General features: G+C 68.2%; 17 protein-coding genes, 2 tRNA genes and 2 pseudogenes. 11 read left to right on the plus strand and 10 right to left on the minus strand.

Going from position 1 to position 16220, the window contains the following annotated elements; translation table 11 throughout:
- Positions 1 to 3: 3 nt before the first annotated feature.
- Together PG2T_RS10740 and PG2T_RS16260 are read right to left on the minus strand one after the other, a co-directional pair.
- Positions 4 to 1551 carry a Ppx/GppA phosphatase family protein gene (locus PG2T_RS10740; RefSeq protein ID WP_202816320.1) on the minus strand — a complete coding sequence of 516 codons (1548 nt, stop codon included), beginning with the start codon at positions 1549 to 1551 and terminating at the stop codon, positions 4 to 6.
- A gap of 15 nt (positions 1552 to 1566) precedes the next feature.
- Entirely contained in the window at positions 1567 to 2043 is a 477-nt protein-coding gene (locus tag PG2T_RS16260; protein ID WP_068805143.1) for a SixA phosphatase family protein, read from the minus strand.
- A 194-nt stretch (positions 2044 to 2237) separates the two neighbouring features.
- On the opposite strand from PG2T_RS16260, the gene PG2T_RS10750 reads away from it, so the two are divergent.
- Positions 2238 to 3464, plus strand: coding sequence for an outer membrane protein (locus PG2T_RS10750; protein ID WP_068805146.1), 1227 nt, complete (start codon positions 2238 to 2240; stop codon positions 3462 to 3464).
- 48 nt (positions 3465 to 3512) lie between these two features.
- On the opposite strand, the gene lysA is transcribed toward PG2T_RS10750, so the two are convergent.
- Together lysA and lptM are read right to left on the minus strand one after the other, a co-directional pair.
- Positions 3513 to 4760 (minus strand): diaminopimelate decarboxylase, encoded by a 1248-nt coding sequence (gene lysA, locus PG2T_RS10755; RefSeq protein WP_202816321.1) that lies wholly within the window; start codon positions 4758 to 4760, stop codon positions 3513 to 3515.
- Entirely contained in the window at positions 4757 to 4912 is a 156-nt protein-coding gene (gene lptM / locus PG2T_RS15800; RefSeq protein WP_083215046.1) for an LPS translocon maturation chaperone LptM, read from the minus strand. Before lptM ends, lysA begins: the two co-directional genes overlap by 4 nt.
- A gap of 122 nt (positions 4913 to 5034) precedes the next feature.
- On the opposite strand from lptM, the gene PG2T_RS10760 reads away from it, so the two are divergent.
- Positions 5035 to 5111: transfer RNA gene (locus PG2T_RS10760), tRNA-Met, on the plus strand.
- A 39-nt stretch (positions 5112 to 5150) separates the two neighbouring features.
- On the opposite strand, the gene PG2T_RS10765 is transcribed toward PG2T_RS10760, so the two are convergent.
- Genes PG2T_RS10765 through bufA2 form a run of 3 tightly spaced genes read right to left on the minus strand, consistent with a single transcriptional unit; the run spans position 5151 to position 7074 of the window.
- Positions 5151 to 5939: an HvfC/BufC N-terminal domain-containing protein gene (locus PG2T_RS10765; protein WP_068805150.1), complete on the minus strand. Its 789-nt coding sequence runs from the start codon at positions 5937 to 5939 to the stop codon at positions 5151 to 5153.
- Positions 5936 to 6766, minus strand: coding sequence for an MNIO family bufferin maturase (gene bufB / locus PG2T_RS10770; protein ID WP_068805154.1), 831 nt, complete (start codon positions 6764 to 6766; stop codon positions 5936 to 5938). Before bufB ends, PG2T_RS10765 begins: the two co-directional genes overlap by 4 nt.
- 47 nt (positions 6767 to 6813) lie before the next feature.
- Positions 6814 to 7074 (minus strand): BufA2 family periplasmic bufferin-type metallophore, encoded by a 261-nt coding sequence (gene bufA2, locus PG2T_RS10775; protein WP_068805157.1) that lies wholly within the window; start codon positions 7072 to 7074, stop codon positions 6814 to 6816.
- 231 nt (positions 7075 to 7305) lie between these two features.
- On the opposite strand from bufA2, the gene PG2T_RS10780 reads away from it, so the two are divergent.
- The 4 genes and pseudogenes from PG2T_RS10780 to PG2T_RS10790 all read left to right on the plus strand — a co-directional run bounded on the left by PG2T_RS10780 (position 7306) and on the right by PG2T_RS10790 (position 9176).
- Positions 7306 to 7923, plus strand: coding sequence for an RNA polymerase sigma factor (locus PG2T_RS10780; protein WP_068805160.1), 618 nt, complete (start codon positions 7306 to 7308; stop codon positions 7921 to 7923).
- Positions 7916 to 7981 (plus strand): annotated as a pseudogene (locus PG2T_RS17035) (hypothetical protein); the annotation flags it as partial. The gene PG2T_RS10780 and the pseudogene PG2T_RS17035, both read left to right, overlap by 8 nt.
- 63 nt (positions 7982 to 8044) lie before the next feature.
- Positions 8045 to 8572, plus strand: coding sequence for a DUF3379 family protein (locus PG2T_RS10785; RefSeq protein WP_162493356.1), 528 nt, complete (start codon positions 8045 to 8047; stop codon positions 8570 to 8572).
- A gap of 25 nt (positions 8573 to 8597) precedes the next feature.
- A complete protein-coding gene (locus PG2T_RS10790; RefSeq protein ID WP_068808235.1) occupies positions 8598 to 9176 on the plus strand; it encodes a DNA-3-methyladenine glycosylase I in 579 nt (192 codons plus the stop codon).
- Positions 9177 to 9185: 9 nt separating this feature from the next.
- Here PG2T_RS10790 and PG2T_RS10795 read toward each other — a convergent pair whose 3' ends face one another.
- Complete coding sequence (locus PG2T_RS10795) at positions 9186 to 10802, minus strand: AMP-binding protein (RefSeq protein ID WP_068805167.1); 1617 nt, start codon at positions 10800 to 10802, stop codon at positions 9186 to 9188.
- 174 nt (positions 10803 to 10976) lie between these two features.
- Between PG2T_RS10795 and PG2T_RS10800 the strand changes: the two genes are divergently transcribed.
- The 5 genes and pseudogenes from PG2T_RS10800 to PG2T_RS17040 all read left to right on the plus strand — a co-directional run.
- Positions 10977 to 11846, plus strand: coding sequence for an alpha/beta fold hydrolase (locus tag PG2T_RS10800; protein WP_068805170.1), 870 nt, complete (start codon positions 10977 to 10979; stop codon positions 11844 to 11846).
- Positions 11847 to 11879: 33 nt separating this feature from the next.
- Complete coding sequence (locus tag PG2T_RS10805; RefSeq protein WP_068805173.1) at positions 11880 to 12749, plus strand: VOC family protein; 870 nt, start codon at positions 11880 to 11882, stop codon at positions 12747 to 12749.
- A 78-nt stretch (positions 12750 to 12827) separates the two neighbouring features.
- Positions 12828 to 13133, plus strand: a complete 306-nt coding sequence (locus PG2T_RS10810) for a hypothetical protein (RefSeq protein ID WP_068805176.1) — start codon at positions 12828 to 12830, stop codon at positions 13131 to 13133.
- The gene (locus PG2T_RS10815) at positions 13126 to 14484 is read left to right on the plus strand and encodes a L,D-transpeptidase family protein (protein WP_068805179.1); all 1359 of its coding nucleotides are present in this window, start codon (positions 13126 to 13128) and stop codon (positions 14482 to 14484) included. Before PG2T_RS10810 ends, PG2T_RS10815 begins: the two co-directional genes overlap by 8 nt.
- Before the next feature lie 95 nt (positions 14485 to 14579).
- Positions 14580 to 14735: pseudogene (locus tag PG2T_RS17040) on the plus strand (IS630 family transposase); the annotation flags it as partial.
- A 145-nt stretch (positions 14736 to 14880) separates the two neighbouring features.
- Here the strand turns inward: PG2T_RS17040 and PG2T_RS10820 are convergent.
- Positions 14881 to 14956 (minus strand) — tRNA-Phe (locus PG2T_RS10820).
- A 125-nt stretch (positions 14957 to 15081) separates the two neighbouring features.
- Positions 15082 to 16185 carry a zinc-binding dehydrogenase gene (locus PG2T_RS10825; RefSeq protein WP_068805182.1) on the minus strand — a complete coding sequence of 368 codons (1104 nt, stop codon included), beginning with the start codon at positions 16183 to 16185 and terminating at the stop codon, positions 15082 to 15084.
- Between the last annotated feature and the right edge of the window lie 35 nt (positions 16186 to 16220).

Genomic DNA, 16220 nt, shown 5'->3' on the forward strand with positions numbered 1-16220 from the left:
GGCTCAGTCCTCGCCGATCCGCAGCGTGAAACCGGCCGGCGCCAGGAACTGCGCCTCTTGCGCAAGATCGGCGCCGGTCAGCGGATGGCGGTCCAGCCAGGCCGGCGGGAAGTCGATGGTCAGCGTGTTGCCCGCCGCACGCAGCGTGAACCGGGGCAGGCGCAGCGCCGCGCGGCTGCGATGCAGCGCCACCACCAGCCGCAGCATGACCGCCTGGCGGGTCAGGGACTGGCGCGTGTCGTCGGCCAGCGTGGCGAATTCCGTGAGCGCGAACTTGCGCCGGTGCACACGCACCAGCAGTGCCAGCTGGTGCTGTTCCTGGCGCGAGAAACCGGCCAGGTCGGCATGCTCCAGGATGTACGCGCCGTGCTTGTGGTACTGGGCATGGGCCACGTCCAGGCCGATTTCGTGCAGCTGCGCGGCCCAGGTGAGCAAGCGCGCGTGGTGCGGATCGGTCAGCTCCCAGGCAGCGCCGACCATGCCCAGGCAGCGCTGCAGGGTGCGCGCCACGCGCCGGGCGTGCGCGCCATCCACATGGTAACGGCGCGCCAGCTGGGCCACGGTGAGGTCGCGGATGTCGGCGTTGTGGATGCGGCCGAGCTGGTCGTAGAGCAGGCCCTGGCGCAGCGCACCATCGGAGATTTCAAGGCGCGTGATGCCCAGTCCCTCGAACAGTGCCGTCACGATGGCCAGCCCGCCCATGAACACTGGCAGCCGATCGGCCCGGACTTCAAGTTGCGTCAGCTTCTCCACACGGCCGAGTTTGAGCACGCGCTTGCGCAGCTGCCGCAGCCCGGCGGCGGTGATGCCGCCACTGGCCAGACCGGCCACGCGCAGCGCATCGGCCACCGCCACCATGCTGCCGGAGGCACCGATGGCCCGCTCCCAGCCCAGCGCACGGTAGTCGGAAATGATCGGTTCGAGCTCGATCAGGGCGGCCAGTTCGGCCTCGCGTAGACGGGCGGCGGTGATGCGCCCGTCACTGAAAAACCGCTGGCTGTGCGACACGCAGCCCAGATACAGACTCTCCAGCCGCAACGGCTGGTAATGACGGCCGATGATCATCTCGGTGCTGCCGCCGCCGATGTCGATCACCAGCTGCTTACGCCCGTCGTCCGGAATGCTGTGGGCGACGCCGAGGTAAATCAGTCGCGCCTCCTCGACGCCGGAGACGACCTCGATCGGATGTCCCAGCGCCCGCTGCGCATCGGCCAGAAAGCGCTCGCTGTTGTCAGCCAGACGCAGGGCATTGGTGCCGACCGCGCGCACCGCGCCCGCCGGCAGCCGACGCAGGCGCTCGCCGAAGCGGCGCAGGCAGGCCAGCGCATCGGCGCAGATCGTCGGCGTCAGATTGCCGTCCCCATCCAGGCCCGCGCCCAGGCGTATCGGCTCGCGCAGGCGATCGACCACCTGCAGTTCGCTGCCCGTGACGCGCGCCACCATCAGGTGAAAGCTGTTCGAGCCCAGATCGACCGCGGCGATGGTGTCGAACGCGGCGACGAATTCCGGAGCTTGCGCGGGCGGCGTCATGGCCATGGCAGGCGTATTCATCGGTTCTCGGTAGCGTCAGCGGCGCGCCATGCGGGCCAGGTGCTCAGGCCCCAGCAGCCAGCGCAGCTCGGCTGCGCCAGCCCGCAACGGACCGCGAAACTCGAGCAGACAAGCGCCCGCCCGTTCAAAGTGAAAAAACCGTCCTGCCTCGCCGGTCAGCATGTGACATACCCAGTAGCTCAGATCGTCCTCGTGGCCGACCAGTGCCACGGCATCGGGCTGTCCTGCCAGCCAGAGCAGCAAATCCTCAAGGCCGCCCGGCGCCAGGGTAGCGGTTTCCTGTGTCGGTACAGCGAATACCTCCGCCAGCAATGCAGCCGTTTCGCGGGCCCGGCGCAGCGGGCTGTGCGCGATCAGGCCAAGGTCCGGCACCAGCGTCTGCAGCGGCCCGCGCACCTGACGCAGCAGGCTGACGCCGGCCGCACTCAGCGGACGGTCGGCATCCGGCAGGCCGGACTCGGCGGGGGCGTGGCGTAAGACCAGGCAGCGCACGGCGACTCGGAGCGTGGCAGGGGACGTCCGCATTATCGCCGGCAACGAGACCTGTGACCGAGAAAGCGCACCGCCATCATCACGACGAGGGCGGTAAGTGTCGCTACAATCAAATGCGAATCGTTCTTGTTTTGATATAGAATCCCTCCCGCCCTGGCACCCTGGCCACGGCGTCAACACACGAGGGAGGGACCATGAAAGCTCAGAATCGCGCACGTGGCGCGCTCGCTGCCGCGCTGCTGGGCGGCGCGGTGACATCCACGGCGCACGGCGCCACGTCGATCGATGCCATCGAACAGACCCTGGCGCAACTGCAGGCGCAGCTGGCCGCGGCGCAGCAGGAAATCGCCACGCTGAAGAACGAAAACCAGCAGATCAAGCAACAGGTGGCCGCCACCGGCGAGGCCGTGGCACAGGCCGAACAGGAAGCCGCCGCGCGCGGCCCGTCCTGGGCCGAGAAGACCAGCCTCGGCGCCTACGGCGAGATGCACTGGAACAGCCTGCAGAGCAAGGACGAGATCGACTTTCACCGCTTCGTGCTGTTCCTGGGGCACGAGTTCGATGCGCGCACGCGACTGTTTGCCGAAGTCGAGATCGAACACTCGATCGCCGGCGAGGGCCAGAAAGGCGAGATCGAACTCGAACAGGCGTATATCGAACGCGACCTGACCGACAGCCAGCACGCACAGGTCGGCCTGTTTTTGTTGCCGCTGGGCATCCTGAACGAGCACCACGAGCCGGACACGTTCTACGGCGTGGAACGCAACCCGGTCGAGACCGAAATCATTCCCACCACCTGGTGGGAGGGCGGGGTCGGCCTGCACGGCGACCTGGCGCCCGGCTGGGGCTATAACGTCGCGGCGCATTCCGGCCTGAAAACGCCGATTACCGGTGGCAACGCGCTGCGCCTGCGCAGCGGCCGCCAGAAAGTGGCCAATGCAGTGGCGGAAGACCCCGCCATGACCGCCCGCATCCGCTACCAGGGCATCCCCGGCCTGGAGCTTGCGCTGTCGGGGCAGTACCAGGACGACCTGACGCAGGGCGAAGGCGAACGCGCCCGAGCCTTCCTGTGGGAGACGCACGCCGTGCTGCAGCGCGGACCGTTCGGGCTGCGGGCGCTGTACGCCGGCTGGGACATCGGCGGCGATCAGGCGCAGTCGCTCGGCCGCGACGAACAGAACGGCTGGTACGTGGAGCCGTCCTGGCGCCTGAACGACCGGTGGGGCGTGTTTGCCCGCTACAACCGCTGGGACACCGCCGCCGGCGACAGCGCCGACAGTGCGTTCAAGCAAATCGACGTCGGTGTGAACTACTGGCTGTCGGAGCAGGTGGTGCTCAAGCTCGATTACATGGACAAGAATGGTCCGACGTCGAGCCTGGACGATCACGGCGTGAACGCCGGCGTCGGTTTCTCGTTCTGATTGTGGCGTCAGGCGGCGGGGTATCGTGCCCCGCCGCCCGATGGCGCCTCATTCGGCCAACATTTCCTCGCCGCGCCACAGGTCGTCCAGCGTCTCGCGGGCGCGGATCAGGTGTATCCGGTCGCCATCGACCATCACCTCGGCCGGTCGCGGCCGGGTGTTGTAGTTGCTGCTCATGGCAAAGCCGTAGGCGCCGGCGTCGCGTAGCGCCAGCAGATCGCCCTCGGCCAGCGCCAGCGTGCGTGCGTGGGCAAGGAAATCGCCGCTCTCGCACACCGGGCCGACCAGCTCCCAAACCTTGGCCTCGCCGCCGGCCTCGCGCAGCGGCAGCACCGCGTGGTGCGCGTCATAGAGCGCCGGGCGCAGCAGGTCGTTCATGGCCGCATCGACGATGGCGAAATTGCGCTGCGCGCCGGGCTTCAGATATTCGACCCGCGTCAGCAGCACGCCGGCCGGGCCGACGATGGAGCGCCCCGGTTCGATCGAAATCTCGACCCCGCTGCCGGCAAACGGCGCACTGATGGCGGCGGCGTACTCGGCCGCGCCGGGAATGGTTTCGTCGCGATAGGCGATGCCGAGCCCCCCGCCAAGGTCCACCTGGTCGATGGCGATGCTCTCGGCCAGCAGGGCCTCGCGCAAGGCCGCGATGCGCCCGGCTGCCTCGCGCAGTGGGGCCAGGTCCGTCAACTGCGAGCCGATGTGGCAGGCGATGCCCTGCACGCGCAGGCCGGGCAGGCTGGCGGCGCGTCGGTACAGCGCCAGCGCGTCACCGGCTGGGATGCCGAACTTGTTTTCCTTGAGGCCAGTCGAGATGTAGGGGTGGGTGCCGGCGTCGACGTCCGGATTCACGCGCAGCGCGACCGGCGCACGCAGGCCCATTTCACCGGCTACCTGATTCAGGCGTTCCAGCTCGGCGGCGGATTCCACGTTGAAGCAGGCAATACCGGCCGCGAGCGCCTGGCGCAGCTCCGCGGCGCTTTTGCCGACGCCGGAGAACACCACCCGATCGGCCTTGCTCCCGGCGCGCAGCACGCGCGCCAGCTCGCCGCCCGACACCACGTCGAAGCCGGCGCCCAGATGTGCCAACACGTTCAATACGGCGAGGTTGGAATTGGCCTTGACCGCGTAGCAGACCCGGTGCAGCCGGTCGCCGAACGCGGCGTCGTAGGCGCGGTAGGCCGCCTCGATGGCGGCCCGTGAGTAGACATAACAGGGCGTGCCGAAACGCTGGGCCACGGCCTCCAGCGCAACGCGCTCCAGGTGCAGCGCGCCGCCGCGGTACTGCAGGGGGCTCACTGTGCCGGCTGGGCAGGCGGAGTCGATTCGGCGGCCGGCGGCGCGGCGGGTGCCTCCGGCGGCGGCATATACAGCGGCCCGGTCTGGCCACAGCCGGACAACAGCAGCAGCAGACCCACGGCGGCAAACGCCCGGCCGGGGCGACGGAACATGCGGTACACGGGAGGCTCCTTCAGGCAGGACGCGGCGGAACGATCGGGAGCCGGCGAGATGTCGCCGAAAGGCTTCGGCCGGCAAACTCTTTGCTGCTAAACTACGCGCCCTTCCGGGCAATGGCTATGTAGCTCAGCCGGTTAGAGCACGGCACTCATAATGCCGGGGTCGGTGGTTCGAGTCCACCCATAGCCACCATTTCCCGCGCCGCGCAATCGGCGTTCAGGAACGTCTGAATCATTCAGCGTTTCCGCAGGGCATCGCAAGCAGCGTGTCCGCCAGCCAGGCTGCCAGCAGTTCAGCCGCCCGTCGACCGCCATCCTGGTCGCTCCTGACGCGAGCCAGGACACCGCAGGCCGCTGCGAAACTGCGGCCTTTCATCAGTGCCTTCAGCAGCGCCGCCTCGTCGAGCGGCAGGGTACGAAAATACACCCGCTCCTCGCGCCGCCAAACCAGGCAATCGACGCCTGCCGGCAGCCGCTGCGGCGGCTCCAGGGCTGTACCCTCCTGCAAGGCGCGCCAGGCCTGCTGCACGTTCCAGCGCAGGCGCAGCACCTGCACCCCGGGCGCAAAGCGAAACCGCAGCCGCGGGAATTGCGCCGGCGGCACGCCGGCCAGGTCCGCCATCGTCAGGTTAGCCACGTCCGCGGCGTCGAAGGCCGCCAGCAGTGACCATTCGAAGATCGCCGTGGCGCGCAGCCAGGGCCGGCGGCGGTACGGCCCGTGGCGCGCAAGGAAATCGGCCAGCGCATGGCCGAAATCGCGCAGCGTGAACGAGCGCGACGGACAGGCGGCGATGTAATCCGCAGCCAGGCGCGCAAAGCCGTGCTCGCCCAGCAAGCCGCGCAGCAGCGGGAAATCCGCGCCCAGGGCGTCCGTCAGACGCAGCCGGTAGGCGCTGTGGTAGACCGACAGGCGCCGGGCGGCGGGAAACGGATCGCCGTCCACGACAAGCCCGGGTGCCAAGACCGTACCTGCCAGAACGTGACCGGCCAGGGCGCGCTGAAACTCGGCCAGCGTGCTCATGCCGCCTCCTGCCGGGCGGCGATGGCACGCGCCCGGTCCAGCTCGGCGATCAACTCCGGCAGCGGCGGGATGGCGTCGTCGCGTTCAAGCAGCGTTGCTGCGGCGGGAAATCGCTGCGCCGCCTGCGCGTACAGCGCCCAGACGGCATCGCAGACCGGCGCGTCGTGGGTGTCGATCTTGAAGCCGTCCACGTCACGGTGACCGGCGATGTGCAGCTGCACCACCCGCGCGGGCGGGATTGCCGCCAGATACTGCAGCGGATCGAAGCCGTGGTTGCAGGCGGACACATAAACGTTGTTCACGTCGAGCAGCAGCAGGCAATCGGTTTCCTCGGCCAGGGCGGCCAGGAACTCCCACTCGGTGAGGCTGTTGCCGGCGGCGGTCAGGTAGGTCGACGGGTTCTCCAGAACCAGCCGGCGCCGCAGCCGATCCTGCACCTGCCGCACGCGACCGGCGACATGGTCGAGGCTCTCCTGCGTGTAAGGCAGCGGCAGCAGGTCGTGCAGGTTGACGCCATCGACACCGGTCCAGCACAGGTGATCCGACACCCAGGCCGGCTCGATGCCGTCGATCAGCGCCGCCAGCCGGTCCAGATAATCGGCACTCAGCGGATCGATGCCGCCGATCGACAGCGACACCCCGTGCAGCACCAGCGGAAAGTCGCGCCGCACCTGCTCCAGCACTGCCAGCGGCTTGCCGCCGGCGACCATGAAGTTCTCGGAAATCGCCTCGAACCAGTCGACGCTGGCCGGCGGTGTGGCCAGCAGGTCGGCAAAGTGTTCCTTGCGCAGGCCAAGGCCGAAGCCCAGCGACGGTAACGGGGACATGGATCCTGCCCTAAAAAAGGGCCGGGGCGCTGCCCCGGCCCGACCGATCACTCGGACGCCACCGTGCCGCCGGCGGCCTTGCATTCCGCTTCGGTCATTGCCTTGACGCCCTTGCCCTTGCAGGCATTCTGACCCTTGCAGGCGTTGCTGGCGGTGGCACAGTCGCTGTTGCCCTTGCAGGCGTTCACGCCCATGCACTGCACCTTGGCGTCTTCGGCCTGGGCGCTGAGCGGCGCAAGGCCACCGGCGGCAAACAGTGCCGCTGCGGCGCCGGCGATCAGCAGACCCTGGGATTTACGTCCAGCCATGTCGGTTACTCCTTGGAAGAATGAAGGCGAAGCATGGCCCCGCAATGGCAGCCACGAAACCGCGGGCATGACCGCGGTCCGGGTCTTAGACGCGTTGCCGGGGGCAACGTTACAGGCGTCGATGCAAAGAGTAACTACGCCTGCCGCCCAGGCGGCGCGCGAGTCTGTCGAGGCAACCGCCGTGTTAAAACCACGCTCGCATGACCACACAGCAGTTCCAGAGACAGCGCTTTGGCACAGGATTGGGATGAACCGGCACTTCTGGTCCGCCTGAAGGCGGGCGAGCAGGCAGCCTTTCAGCACCTGGTGCAGATTCTGGGCGGCCGCCTGAAACGGGTGGCGCGCGGGCTGGTCGGGGCCGCCGCGGCCGACGACGTGGTGCAGGACACTTGGGAGGCGGTGCTGCGGGCGCTGCCGCGCTTCGAGGCTCGGGCCAGCCTGAGCACCTGGGTACTGCGCATCCTGACCAACACCGCCATCTCGCGCCTGCGACGCGGCAAGCGCGAAATCGCCGCCGGGGATTTCACGAACGAGGACGACCTGGCCGCCCTGGCGCCGCGTTTTGATCCCAACGGCCACTGGCACGCGCCGCCTCAGCCCTGGCATGCCGAGACGCCGGAGGCCTTGATGGCCAACGGCGAACTGCAGGCAGTTCTGGCAAAAGCCATCGACGCACTGCCCTCGAACCAGCGCGCGGTTTTGACCCTGCGCGACCTGGCCGGTCAGCCGCTGGAGGAAATCTGTAATGCGCTCGACGTGAGTGCGACTAACGCCAGAGTGCTGCTGCACCGCGCGCGCCTGCGCGTGTGGGCGGCGGTGGAGGCCTATCAACGGGGCGACAATGTTTAGCTGCAAGGATGTCACCGACCACGCCAGCGACCACCTGGAGGGCGCGCTCCCCTGGCGCGCAGCGCTGCAACTGCGCGCCCATTTGCTGATTTGCGATCACTGCCGGCGCCTGCTGCGGCAGATGCGGGCAGTCAACGGGGCGCTGGGTCTGATGGGTTTTGTCGGGGTCGCCGCGCCGGCCCGGCCTACCAGGCGCTGGCCGGAACTGGCCGTTGCGGCCCTCGCGGGCGCCGCTGTGGTGCTGACGGTGTGGCTGCTGCCCTCCTTCACTGGCCTCGAGCAGCGGGTGTACGCGCATGCGATCGATCACCACGCCCAGTCGGGCGCGGTGCGGCCCGCGGCACAGGTGGTGGGCAGCCTGCAAGCGGTGGGTGCCCGGTTGGAGGGCGAATTGGCGGGCGTGGTGTTTGCCGATCGTTGCGATTTTTTCGGTCGCACCATTGCCCATCTGATATTGCAGACCTCAGCCGGCCCGGTGGTCGTGATGTTGCTGCCCGAGCACGCCAGGGCGCAGGTGTTTTTCCGCGGCAATCAGGCCGGCCGTATCGAGGCCTTCGGGCCCGGTACGCTGGCTCTGCTGGGAGCGGACGCTGCAAGCCTGGACGAAGCGTCGGCGCGTGTGCGCGCCGCGGTGCGGTGGCCGGCTTGATGTTCCGGCCGACAGCGGTGTGGCGATGACCGAAGCGTCCCCCGAGCGCTGTCCCTGGGCGCGCAGCGCGCTCGACATCGCCTATCACGACAGCGAATGGGGCGTGCCGCAGCACGACGACCGCGTGCTGTTCGAGTTCCTGATCCTGGAGGGTGCGCAGGCCGGCCTGTCCTGGTCGACCATCCTGAACAAGCGCCCGGCGTATCGGGCGGCGTATTGCAACTTCGACGTGGCGCGCGTGGCGGCTTTCGACGACGCCGACCGGGCGCGGCTGCTGGCGGACGCCGGCATCGTGCGCAACCGGCTCAAGATCGATGCCTCGATCGGCAACGCGCGGGCGTTTCTTGCCGTGCAGGCCGAATTCGGCAGCTTCGGCCGTTACCTGTGGCAACGGGTGGACGGCCGCGCGATTCACAACGTGTGGCATGAAATGTCCGACGTGCCGGCCCGCACGGCGCTGTCGGATGCACTCTCCGCGGACCTGAAGCGGCGCGGCCTCAAGTTCGTCGGCAGCACCATCTGCTATGCCTACCTGCAGGCCGTCGGCGTGGTCAACGATCACCTGCAAAACTGTCCCCGCTGGGCGGCGCTGGGCGGTCGCTGAAGCGCTCAACTATGCGGCGTGATACCCGCGGTACTGCTCGCGCAATAGCGCCTTGTTGAACTTGCCGACGGTGGTCTTGGCAATGTCGTCCACCGGCAGACAGTCGGGCAGCATCCAGCGCGGCAGGTGGCCGGCCAGGTGCTCGCGGAGCGCCGCCGGGTCGATCACCTGTCCCGGCCGGGCGGTGACCAGCGCCAGCGGTCGTTCGCCAAAGGTCGGGTGCGGCACGCCGATCACGCACACCTCGGCCACCGACGGGTGCTCCGAGAGGGCGTGTTCCAGGGTCAGCGCCGGAATCCACTCGCCGCCGGACTTGATCATGTCCTTGGTACGCCCGACGAAGGCAATGCTGGCATCGGCAAAACGCACGCCGACGTCGCCGGTGCGCAGCCAGCCGCCTTCGGTGAACAACGCTTCGGTGTTGGCGGCATCACGGAAATACTCGCCGATCACGTGCCAGCCCTTGAGCTGGATCTCACCGGTCTCGACGCCATCGGCGGCCACCGGTGCGCCGTCCTCGCGCACCACGCGCACCTGCGCGCCGACGATCGGCAGGCCGCAGTTCCCGTCCAGCATGCGCGTGAAGGCGGCGTCCGGGTCGGCGCCGGCCAGTTCGTCGTAAAACGCCGCCGTGTGGTCGGCCAGCGACTCGGCCATGCCATGCCCGCCGCAGCGCAGCTTCACGCCCATGGCCAGGAAGCGCTGCGCCATGTCGCGCGGCACGATGTCGCCGCCGAAGCCCACATAGCGCAGGCTGGACAGGTCGTGATCGCGCTCGGCGGCCGCCGCCAGCACCAGCTTGCCCAGCACCGGGTTGGCCATCAGCCGGGTCACGCCTTCATCGGCCACCAGCCGCGCCACCGCGTGACCGTCCGGGTGCACGCCGGGCAGCACCAGCTTGGCGCCGGCGATCATGCCGTCCATCGGCAGGTTGAAGGCGTGCGCGTGGAACATCGGCGGGATGATCAGCAGCACGTCGTCGCCGCGGTACGGGCCCAGCGACTGCGCCGACTGGCGCGTCAAGGCCCGCAGCACCAGGAAACGGTTCGAGTACGGACAGCCCTTGGGCCGGCCGGTGGTGCCGCCGGTGAAGCTCACACACACGGTGGCGTTCTCGTCCACGTCGTCAGGAAAGGCGTACTCGGCGGGTGCCGTGGCCAGTTCGGTTTCGTAATCGAACAGCGGCGCGAGCGTTGTGGCCGGCGCCGGTCGGTCGCCCAGCAGCAGAAAGGCGCGCACGGTATTGGCGCCGGCCGCCACCACTTGCTCGGCCAGCGGCAGCAGCTCGGGATCGACCGCCAGCACCCGCACCTGCGCCAGGTTGCAGGTGTAGACCAGCGCATCCACGTCGAGCCGGAAGTTCAGGCCCAGGTAGATCGAGCCCTTGCAGATCGTCGCGTAGTCGATTTCGAGGTGGCGGTGGGTGTTCCAGCCCAGAACGCCGACGGTTTCGCCGCGCCCGGCGCCCAGACGGTCCAGCACATGCGCGGCACGCTGCAGGCGCTGGTAGAACTCGGCGTAGGTGTAGGCAAAGCGCCCTTCGCCGGCGCTGCGGGCGACGATCTCGCGCCGCGGGAAGCAAATCGCAGCACGCTCGACGATGTGTTTTACGAGCAAGGGTTCCATGCCTGTTCTCCTTCCTGTTCCTGATCTGTTTTTCGTCAATTCGATGGCAGAAAACGCCGGCAACCGGCGCCGCGCGGGCTGCTAAACTGCGCCCCCGCGCACGTGAACGCCCGTTCGTGGGCGCACTTCTACACCCCAAGACCACGCCAAGACAACGCAGCCGAGGAGCAGGACATGAGCACCATCTGGGTCGACATGCTGGGCGTGCCGTTTCGGCAGACCTTCTATCAGGCCGGCGGCTACCGCACGCGCGCCATCGAGTGCGGCGACGGCCCGCCGCTGATCTTCCTGCACGGCACCGGCGGCCATGCCGAGGCCTACATGCGCAATCTGGCCGCGCACGCCAAGCACTTCCACGTGTACGCCATCGACATGCTTGGCCACGGCTATACCGACCACTACGACGGCGACTACACCATGCAGGTGTGGTCCGACCACCTGCTGGCCTTCATGGACGCCATCGGTGCCGACAGTGCGTGTCTTTCGGGCGAATCGCTGGGTGCCATGGTGTCGGCCTGGACCGCCATCCGCCAGCCGCAGCGGGTCAAGAAGCTGGTGCTGAACACCGGCATCCTGGCGCCGCCCAACGCCAAGGGCAAACAGGAGCTGATCGACGCCCTGGAGCGGTCCAAGAAAGCTGCTGGCAACCTGACCATGGACGCGGTGCGCGCGCGCATGGCCTGGCTGATGGCCGAGCCGGACAAGACCCTCACCGACGAGGTGGTGGCCATCCGCTACGCCATCTACGCACAGCCGGGCATGCAGCAGCACATGGGCAAGATCGCCGTGTCCACGCTGGGCCGGGTGGTGGACGACGCCTGGACCTCCCAGTGGATGCGGCCCGAGCTGATGAAGGACATCCAATGTCCGACCCTGGTGCTGTGGACGCGCCACAACCCCGGTCAGCCGGTGGAATTGGCCGAGGCGGCCATGCGCCACATCCCGGACGCCCGCCTGGTGGTGCTGGAGCAAAGCGCCCACTGGCCGCAGTGGGAAGAGCCGGAGCTGTTCAACCGGCTGCATCTTGATTTTCTGCGGGCCTGAGCGGCCTGCGCATTTCGACCGGAGAGGGAATACATGAGTCTGCACACACTCAGCTACGTCGGCTTCAACGCCACGGATCTTGATGACTGGCGCCAGTACGCTACCGGGGTGCTGGGCATGCAGGTGGTCGATCAGACCGCCGACACGCTGCGCCTGCGCATGGACGAAAAGCATCACCGTTTTGCCATCCACAAATCCGCCGCGCCGGGCTTTGCCTACAGCGGCTGGGACGTCGCCACGCGCGCCGAACTCGATCGCCTGACGACGGAGTTGACGGCGCTGGGCTATCCGGCGGCTGAAGGCACCGAAGCCGAACGCACATTCCGCAAGGTGGTGGACCTGCGCGTGTTCACGGATCCGGGCGGCAACCGGGTGGAGCTGTTTTACGGGCAGCTGAGCGGCTGTCCGTTCACGCCGGCGCGCCAGTTCGGCGGCTTCAAGACCGGCGAGCTGGGTCTGGGGCACATCGTGTTCATGACCAAGAACATGGACGCCATGATGGCCTTCTACGGCGTGCTGGGACTGACCGTTTCGGACTACATCTTCATCAAACCGGTGCAATCCCGGGCCTGCTTCATGCACCTGAACGCGCGCCATCACAGCTTCGCGCTGCTCGGCGGCCCGCAGGACGTGTTCCACCACATCATGATCGAGGTGAACTCGCTCGACGACGTCGGCATGGGCAACGAGCTGGCCCTGCGCCAGGGCCGCAAGGTCACCATGTCGCTGGGCAAGCACACCAACGACGAGGTGGTTTCGTTCTACACGATGACCCCGTCGGGTTTCGAGCTCGAATACGGCTGCGGCGGGCGCACCATCGAGAACGAGGAAGACTGGCAGGTGGTCGAGTACGACGACATCAGCTTCTGGGGCCACCTCGGTCCACTGCGCGCGCCGGTGTAAGGCCCTGCGATCAGTCCGTGCGGGTCGGGCGGCGCTAGAATGCACGTCGCTGCCGCCACGCCCGCGAGGGCTATCGCCATGAATTCCGCCGACTCCGACCCCCTGTTCGATGACGTTGCCGACCGCGTCGTCGCGCTGGGCAACGAATTCCTGGATGCCAACCCGGAGGCCGATGCCTGGGAAATCGCGTCCGGCATGCTGTCCGGTATCGTGCATTTCTGGTTGTACACGCATCAGCCCTGCGCCGACCCGTCGTGCCGCTCCTGCGCCGAGATGGCCACCGCCGAAATGCGCCTGCAGCAGCTGCTGGACGAGGCGCGCGAGTCGGCCGAGGAGAGCTCGTATTTCCACTCGCCCTTCGACCGCAACGTCGGCAATGCCTGACCGTACGACCGGCCGCCTGATCGCTGGCGGGGCCTGCTGTCCCGGCCTGTTGTTGCTTTCGCTGCTGCTCACCGGCTGCATGAAAGAGCCGGTCATCCCGCTGCCGCCTCCGGCACCCAAGATCGTCGCGCCAGCGCGCGCGGCATCGCCCGGCCCACAGCTGACCTTCGATCTGGCGCCCGCGCAACAGGTGCTGGGCACGAATCAAGTGACGCGCGTGCGCGGCGACGAGACCCTGCTCGATATCGCTCGCCGGTTTCATCTGGGCTACGACGAGATGGAATGGGCCAATCGCGGCGTGGATGTGTGGTTGCCTGGCGACGGGCGGGAAGTGGTGTTGCCCGTGGCGCAGGTCCTGCCGGAGGCACCACGCAGCGGTCTGGTAGCCAATGTCGCGGCACGGCGGCTATTTCATTTCCTGCCACCGGACGCTGCCGGCCGGCGGCGGGTGGTGAGCTACCCCATCGGCATCGGCCGCGAGGAGTACCCAACGCCTCTGGGCACTACGCGCGTGACCCGCAAGCGGGCCTACCCCGACTGGCGCGTGCCAGCTTCCGTGCGCCGTGCGCATGCGCTGCGTGGTGATCCGTTGCCGGCCGTGGTGCCGGGCGGGCCGGACAATCCGATCGGTACCCACGTGCTGGACCTTGGCTGGCCGACCTACATCATCCACAGCACCAACAAACCGGCCGGTACCGGTCTGCGGGTCACGCATGGATGTCTGCAGCTTTACCCTGAGGACATCACGCGTCTGCATGACGAAACCGATGTCGGCTCCGAAGTGACGATCGTCAACCAACCCATCCTGGCCGGCTGGCAGGGCGACCAGCTGCTGCTGGAAGTGCACCGGCCGCTGGAAGAACATGCGATGACGGCAAGCGCCGGCGAAGCCGTCGCCGCAGTGGCCATCCGCAAGGCGCTGGTTGCCCGCGGCCGCAGCGATGCCGACGTCGACTGGGGCCGCGTGCGTACCTACGTGCAGGCGCAGCCCGGATATCCGCTACCGGTGCTGCGCGAGGCACCGGACCAAAGCGCCTATCTGGCCACGGCACCGTTGTATGACGCGCCGGTCGAACAGGCGCTCGCGCCGCCGGCACCAACCCTGCCACAGGGCGCCTGGTATCTGGATCTGGGCGACTACAGCGGCGAGAACAATGCCCGCAAGCTGGTGGCACAACTGCGCCACCTGGGTCCCCCGGTACCGGCCTCGCACCGGCCATTCGCCGGCCGCCATCAGGTGACCGCCGGGCCTTTCGACGATCGCCAGCACGCCGAGCGCATCGCCCATCGCATCCAGGTGGAGCTTGGCCTGCGCGGCGAAATCAAGGCGCCGACCGACGCTGGCGCCTAGTGTTGCGTCCCGAATGTAACTTGCCACGATTTGCACGATGCAAGCGGTAGGCTTGGCATCGGGGACGCTGAGTTGTCGGTGACTGCGCAGGACCGGTCGTCGGGCTATATCTGAGCCCTTCCGATCAGGCACTGGTGCTGTGCGTTGACGAAAAGAGTCCGTGCCAAGCGCCGTGGCGACCCCAGCCGGTGCTGCCGTTGGGGCTTGGTTACGCCCTGACGCCCCGGCGCCAGCGGCACACTCATGGGACGGTCGAGCGCTTCAATGGGCGTATCGCCGACCTGCTGTGCACGCCCATTTCCAGGCAAGGATCTGGAGCAAGCCCTGCGCCGTTACGTCACGCTCTGCAACCGGGAAGGCATGGAACGCCCAGACGCCGGCGCCGGAGAAAGGATTTGGTGGCCAGGGGCGGAATCGAACCACCGACACGTGGATTTTCAGTCCACTGCTCTACCGACTGAGCTACCTGGCCAACAGGGAAAAGCGCTGCGTACCGTGCGCAGCTGCGGCGCGCGGGGTGCGTATTAGATTGCCCGGCGCCGGTCACGTCAAGGCGCAGGGCCGATTGCCGCCTGCTGCCGCCCGCTGGCAAGCAGATCAGGCTGCCGGAGCGATCACCGCCTTCACGGTCTCCAGCCGGGCCACGGCTTCCAGCGCCTGTTGGCTGTCCTCGATGCGGTAACGGTGAGTCACCGCCGCGGCCAGCGGGAAGCGCCGATGATGTGCCTGCACCACCTGCAGGGCCTGGTACAGGTGGCGGGGCTGCGACAGGGCGGTGCCGATGATGCGCAGGTTCAGGTTGTTGATCATCCGCGGCTCGACCGGCACTGTGCCGGGCGCGGACCACAGGCCGACGATCAGGTAGCGCCCGCCGCGGGCGATCAGCTGCAGACCTTCGCCGAAGGCCGGTACCGCGCCGGCCGCCTCGATCACGACGTCGGTACCGCGCCCGCCGGTGAGTTCCCGCACTCGCGCCGCGCGCGCTGCGGCATCGGGCAGTTCGTCCATGTCCAGCGTGTGCGTGGCGCCAAACTGGCAGGCCACCGCCAGGCGCCGGGCCGGGGCGCCGATCACGATCAGCGGCGCGGCACCGGACAGATGCGCCAGCAGCGTGGCCGCCAGGCCCACCGGCCCGCAACCTTGCACCACCACGCTCATGCCCGGCCGGATGCCGCCCAGGCGCTCCAGCCCCTGCAGCATGGTCGGCAGGGCGCAGCCGAGCGCGATCACGGCGTCCGACGGCGTGTCGTCCGGCACGCGATAGAACGGCAGCCCCGCGCGCAGGGTGGCGTAGTCGCAGTAACTGGCGGTGGTCGGCCCGTCGGCATTGCCGAAAATGCCGGCAAAGGCGTTCTCGCACATGGAGACATCGCCCAGCACGGTGCAGGCATAGCAGCGCTGACACGGCGCCACCGGCTGCCAGTACACCCGATCGCCCACCGCCACCGGCGTGCCGGCGTAGTCGGTGCTGACGCCGGCGCCCAGCATTTCAATCACCGCCACTCCCTCGTGGCCGAGCACGACCGGGCCCGGCAGGGGCACCTCGCCACGCCAGAAGTGCACGTCGGTGCCGCACACGCCGCCGTGGGTCAGGCGCGCCAATACCTCGCCCGGGCCCGGATCGACCACCGGACGCTCCCAGATTTCGAGCGGCTGGTTGGCCGCCACCAATACGGCCCGCTTGCCGGTTCTCTGCGTCATTGGGGTCTCCTCCTGATGCTGTTATTCGTGAACCC

Source organism: Immundisolibacter cernigliae, assembly GCF_001697225.1.
Classification (GTDB): domain Bacteria; phylum Pseudomonadota; class Gammaproteobacteria; order Immundisolibacterales; family Immundisolibacteraceae; genus Immundisolibacter; species Immundisolibacter cernigliae.

What these genes read in the sequence shown, in the direction of transcription:
- PG2T_RS10740 (WP_202816320.1), bottom strand. Translation starts at nt 1,551, where the DNA reads ATGAATACGCCTGCCATGGCCATGACGCCGCCCGCGCAAGCTCCGGAA.
- PG2T_RS10750 (WP_068805146.1), top strand. Translation starts at nt 2,238, where the DNA reads ATGAAAGCTCAGAATCGCGCACGTGGCGCGCTCGCTGCCGCGCTGCTG.
- lptM (WP_083215046.1), bottom strand. Translation starts at nt 4,912, where the DNA reads ATGTTCCGTCGCCCCGGCCGGGCGTTTGCCGCCGTGGGTCTGCTGCTG.
- PG2T_RS10765 (WP_068805150.1), bottom strand. Translation starts at nt 5,939, where the DNA reads ATGAGCACGCTGGCCGAGTTTCAGCGCGCCCTGGCCGGTCACGTTCTG.
- bufB (WP_068805154.1), bottom strand. Translation starts at nt 6,766, where the DNA reads ATGTCCCCGTTACCGTCGCTGGGCTTCGGCCTTGGCCTGCGCAAGGAA.
- bufA2 (WP_068805157.1), bottom strand. Translation starts at nt 7,074, where the DNA reads ATGGCTGGACGTAAATCCCAGGGTCTGCTGATCGCCGGCGCCGCAGCG.
- PG2T_RS10785 (WP_162493356.1), top strand. Translation starts at nt 8,045, where the DNA reads ATGCGGGCAGTCAACGGGGCGCTGGGTCTGATGGGTTTTGTCGGGGTC.
- PG2T_RS10790 (WP_068808235.1), top strand. Translation starts at nt 8,598, where the DNA reads ATGACCGAAGCGTCCCCCGAGCGCTGTCCCTGGGCGCGCAGCGCGCTC.
- PG2T_RS10795 (WP_068805167.1), bottom strand. Translation starts at nt 10,802, where the DNA reads ATGGAACCCTTGCTCGTAAAACACATCGTCGAGCGTGCTGCGATTTGC.
- PG2T_RS10800 (WP_068805170.1), top strand. Translation starts at nt 10,977, where the DNA reads ATGAGCACCATCTGGGTCGACATGCTGGGCGTGCCGTTTCGGCAGACC.
- PG2T_RS10805 (WP_068805173.1), top strand. Translation starts at nt 11,880, where the DNA reads ATGAGTCTGCACACACTCAGCTACGTCGGCTTCAACGCCACGGATCTT.
- PG2T_RS10810 (WP_068805176.1), top strand. Translation starts at nt 12,828, where the DNA reads ATGAATTCCGCCGACTCCGACCCCCTGTTCGATGACGTTGCCGACCGC.
- PG2T_RS10815 (WP_068805179.1), top strand. Translation starts at nt 13,126, where the DNA reads ATGCCTGACCGTACGACCGGCCGCCTGATCGCTGGCGGGGCCTGCTGT.
- PG2T_RS10825 (WP_068805182.1), bottom strand. Translation starts at nt 16,185, where the DNA reads ATGACGCAGAGAACCGGCAAGCGGGCCGTATTGGTGGCGGCCAACCAG.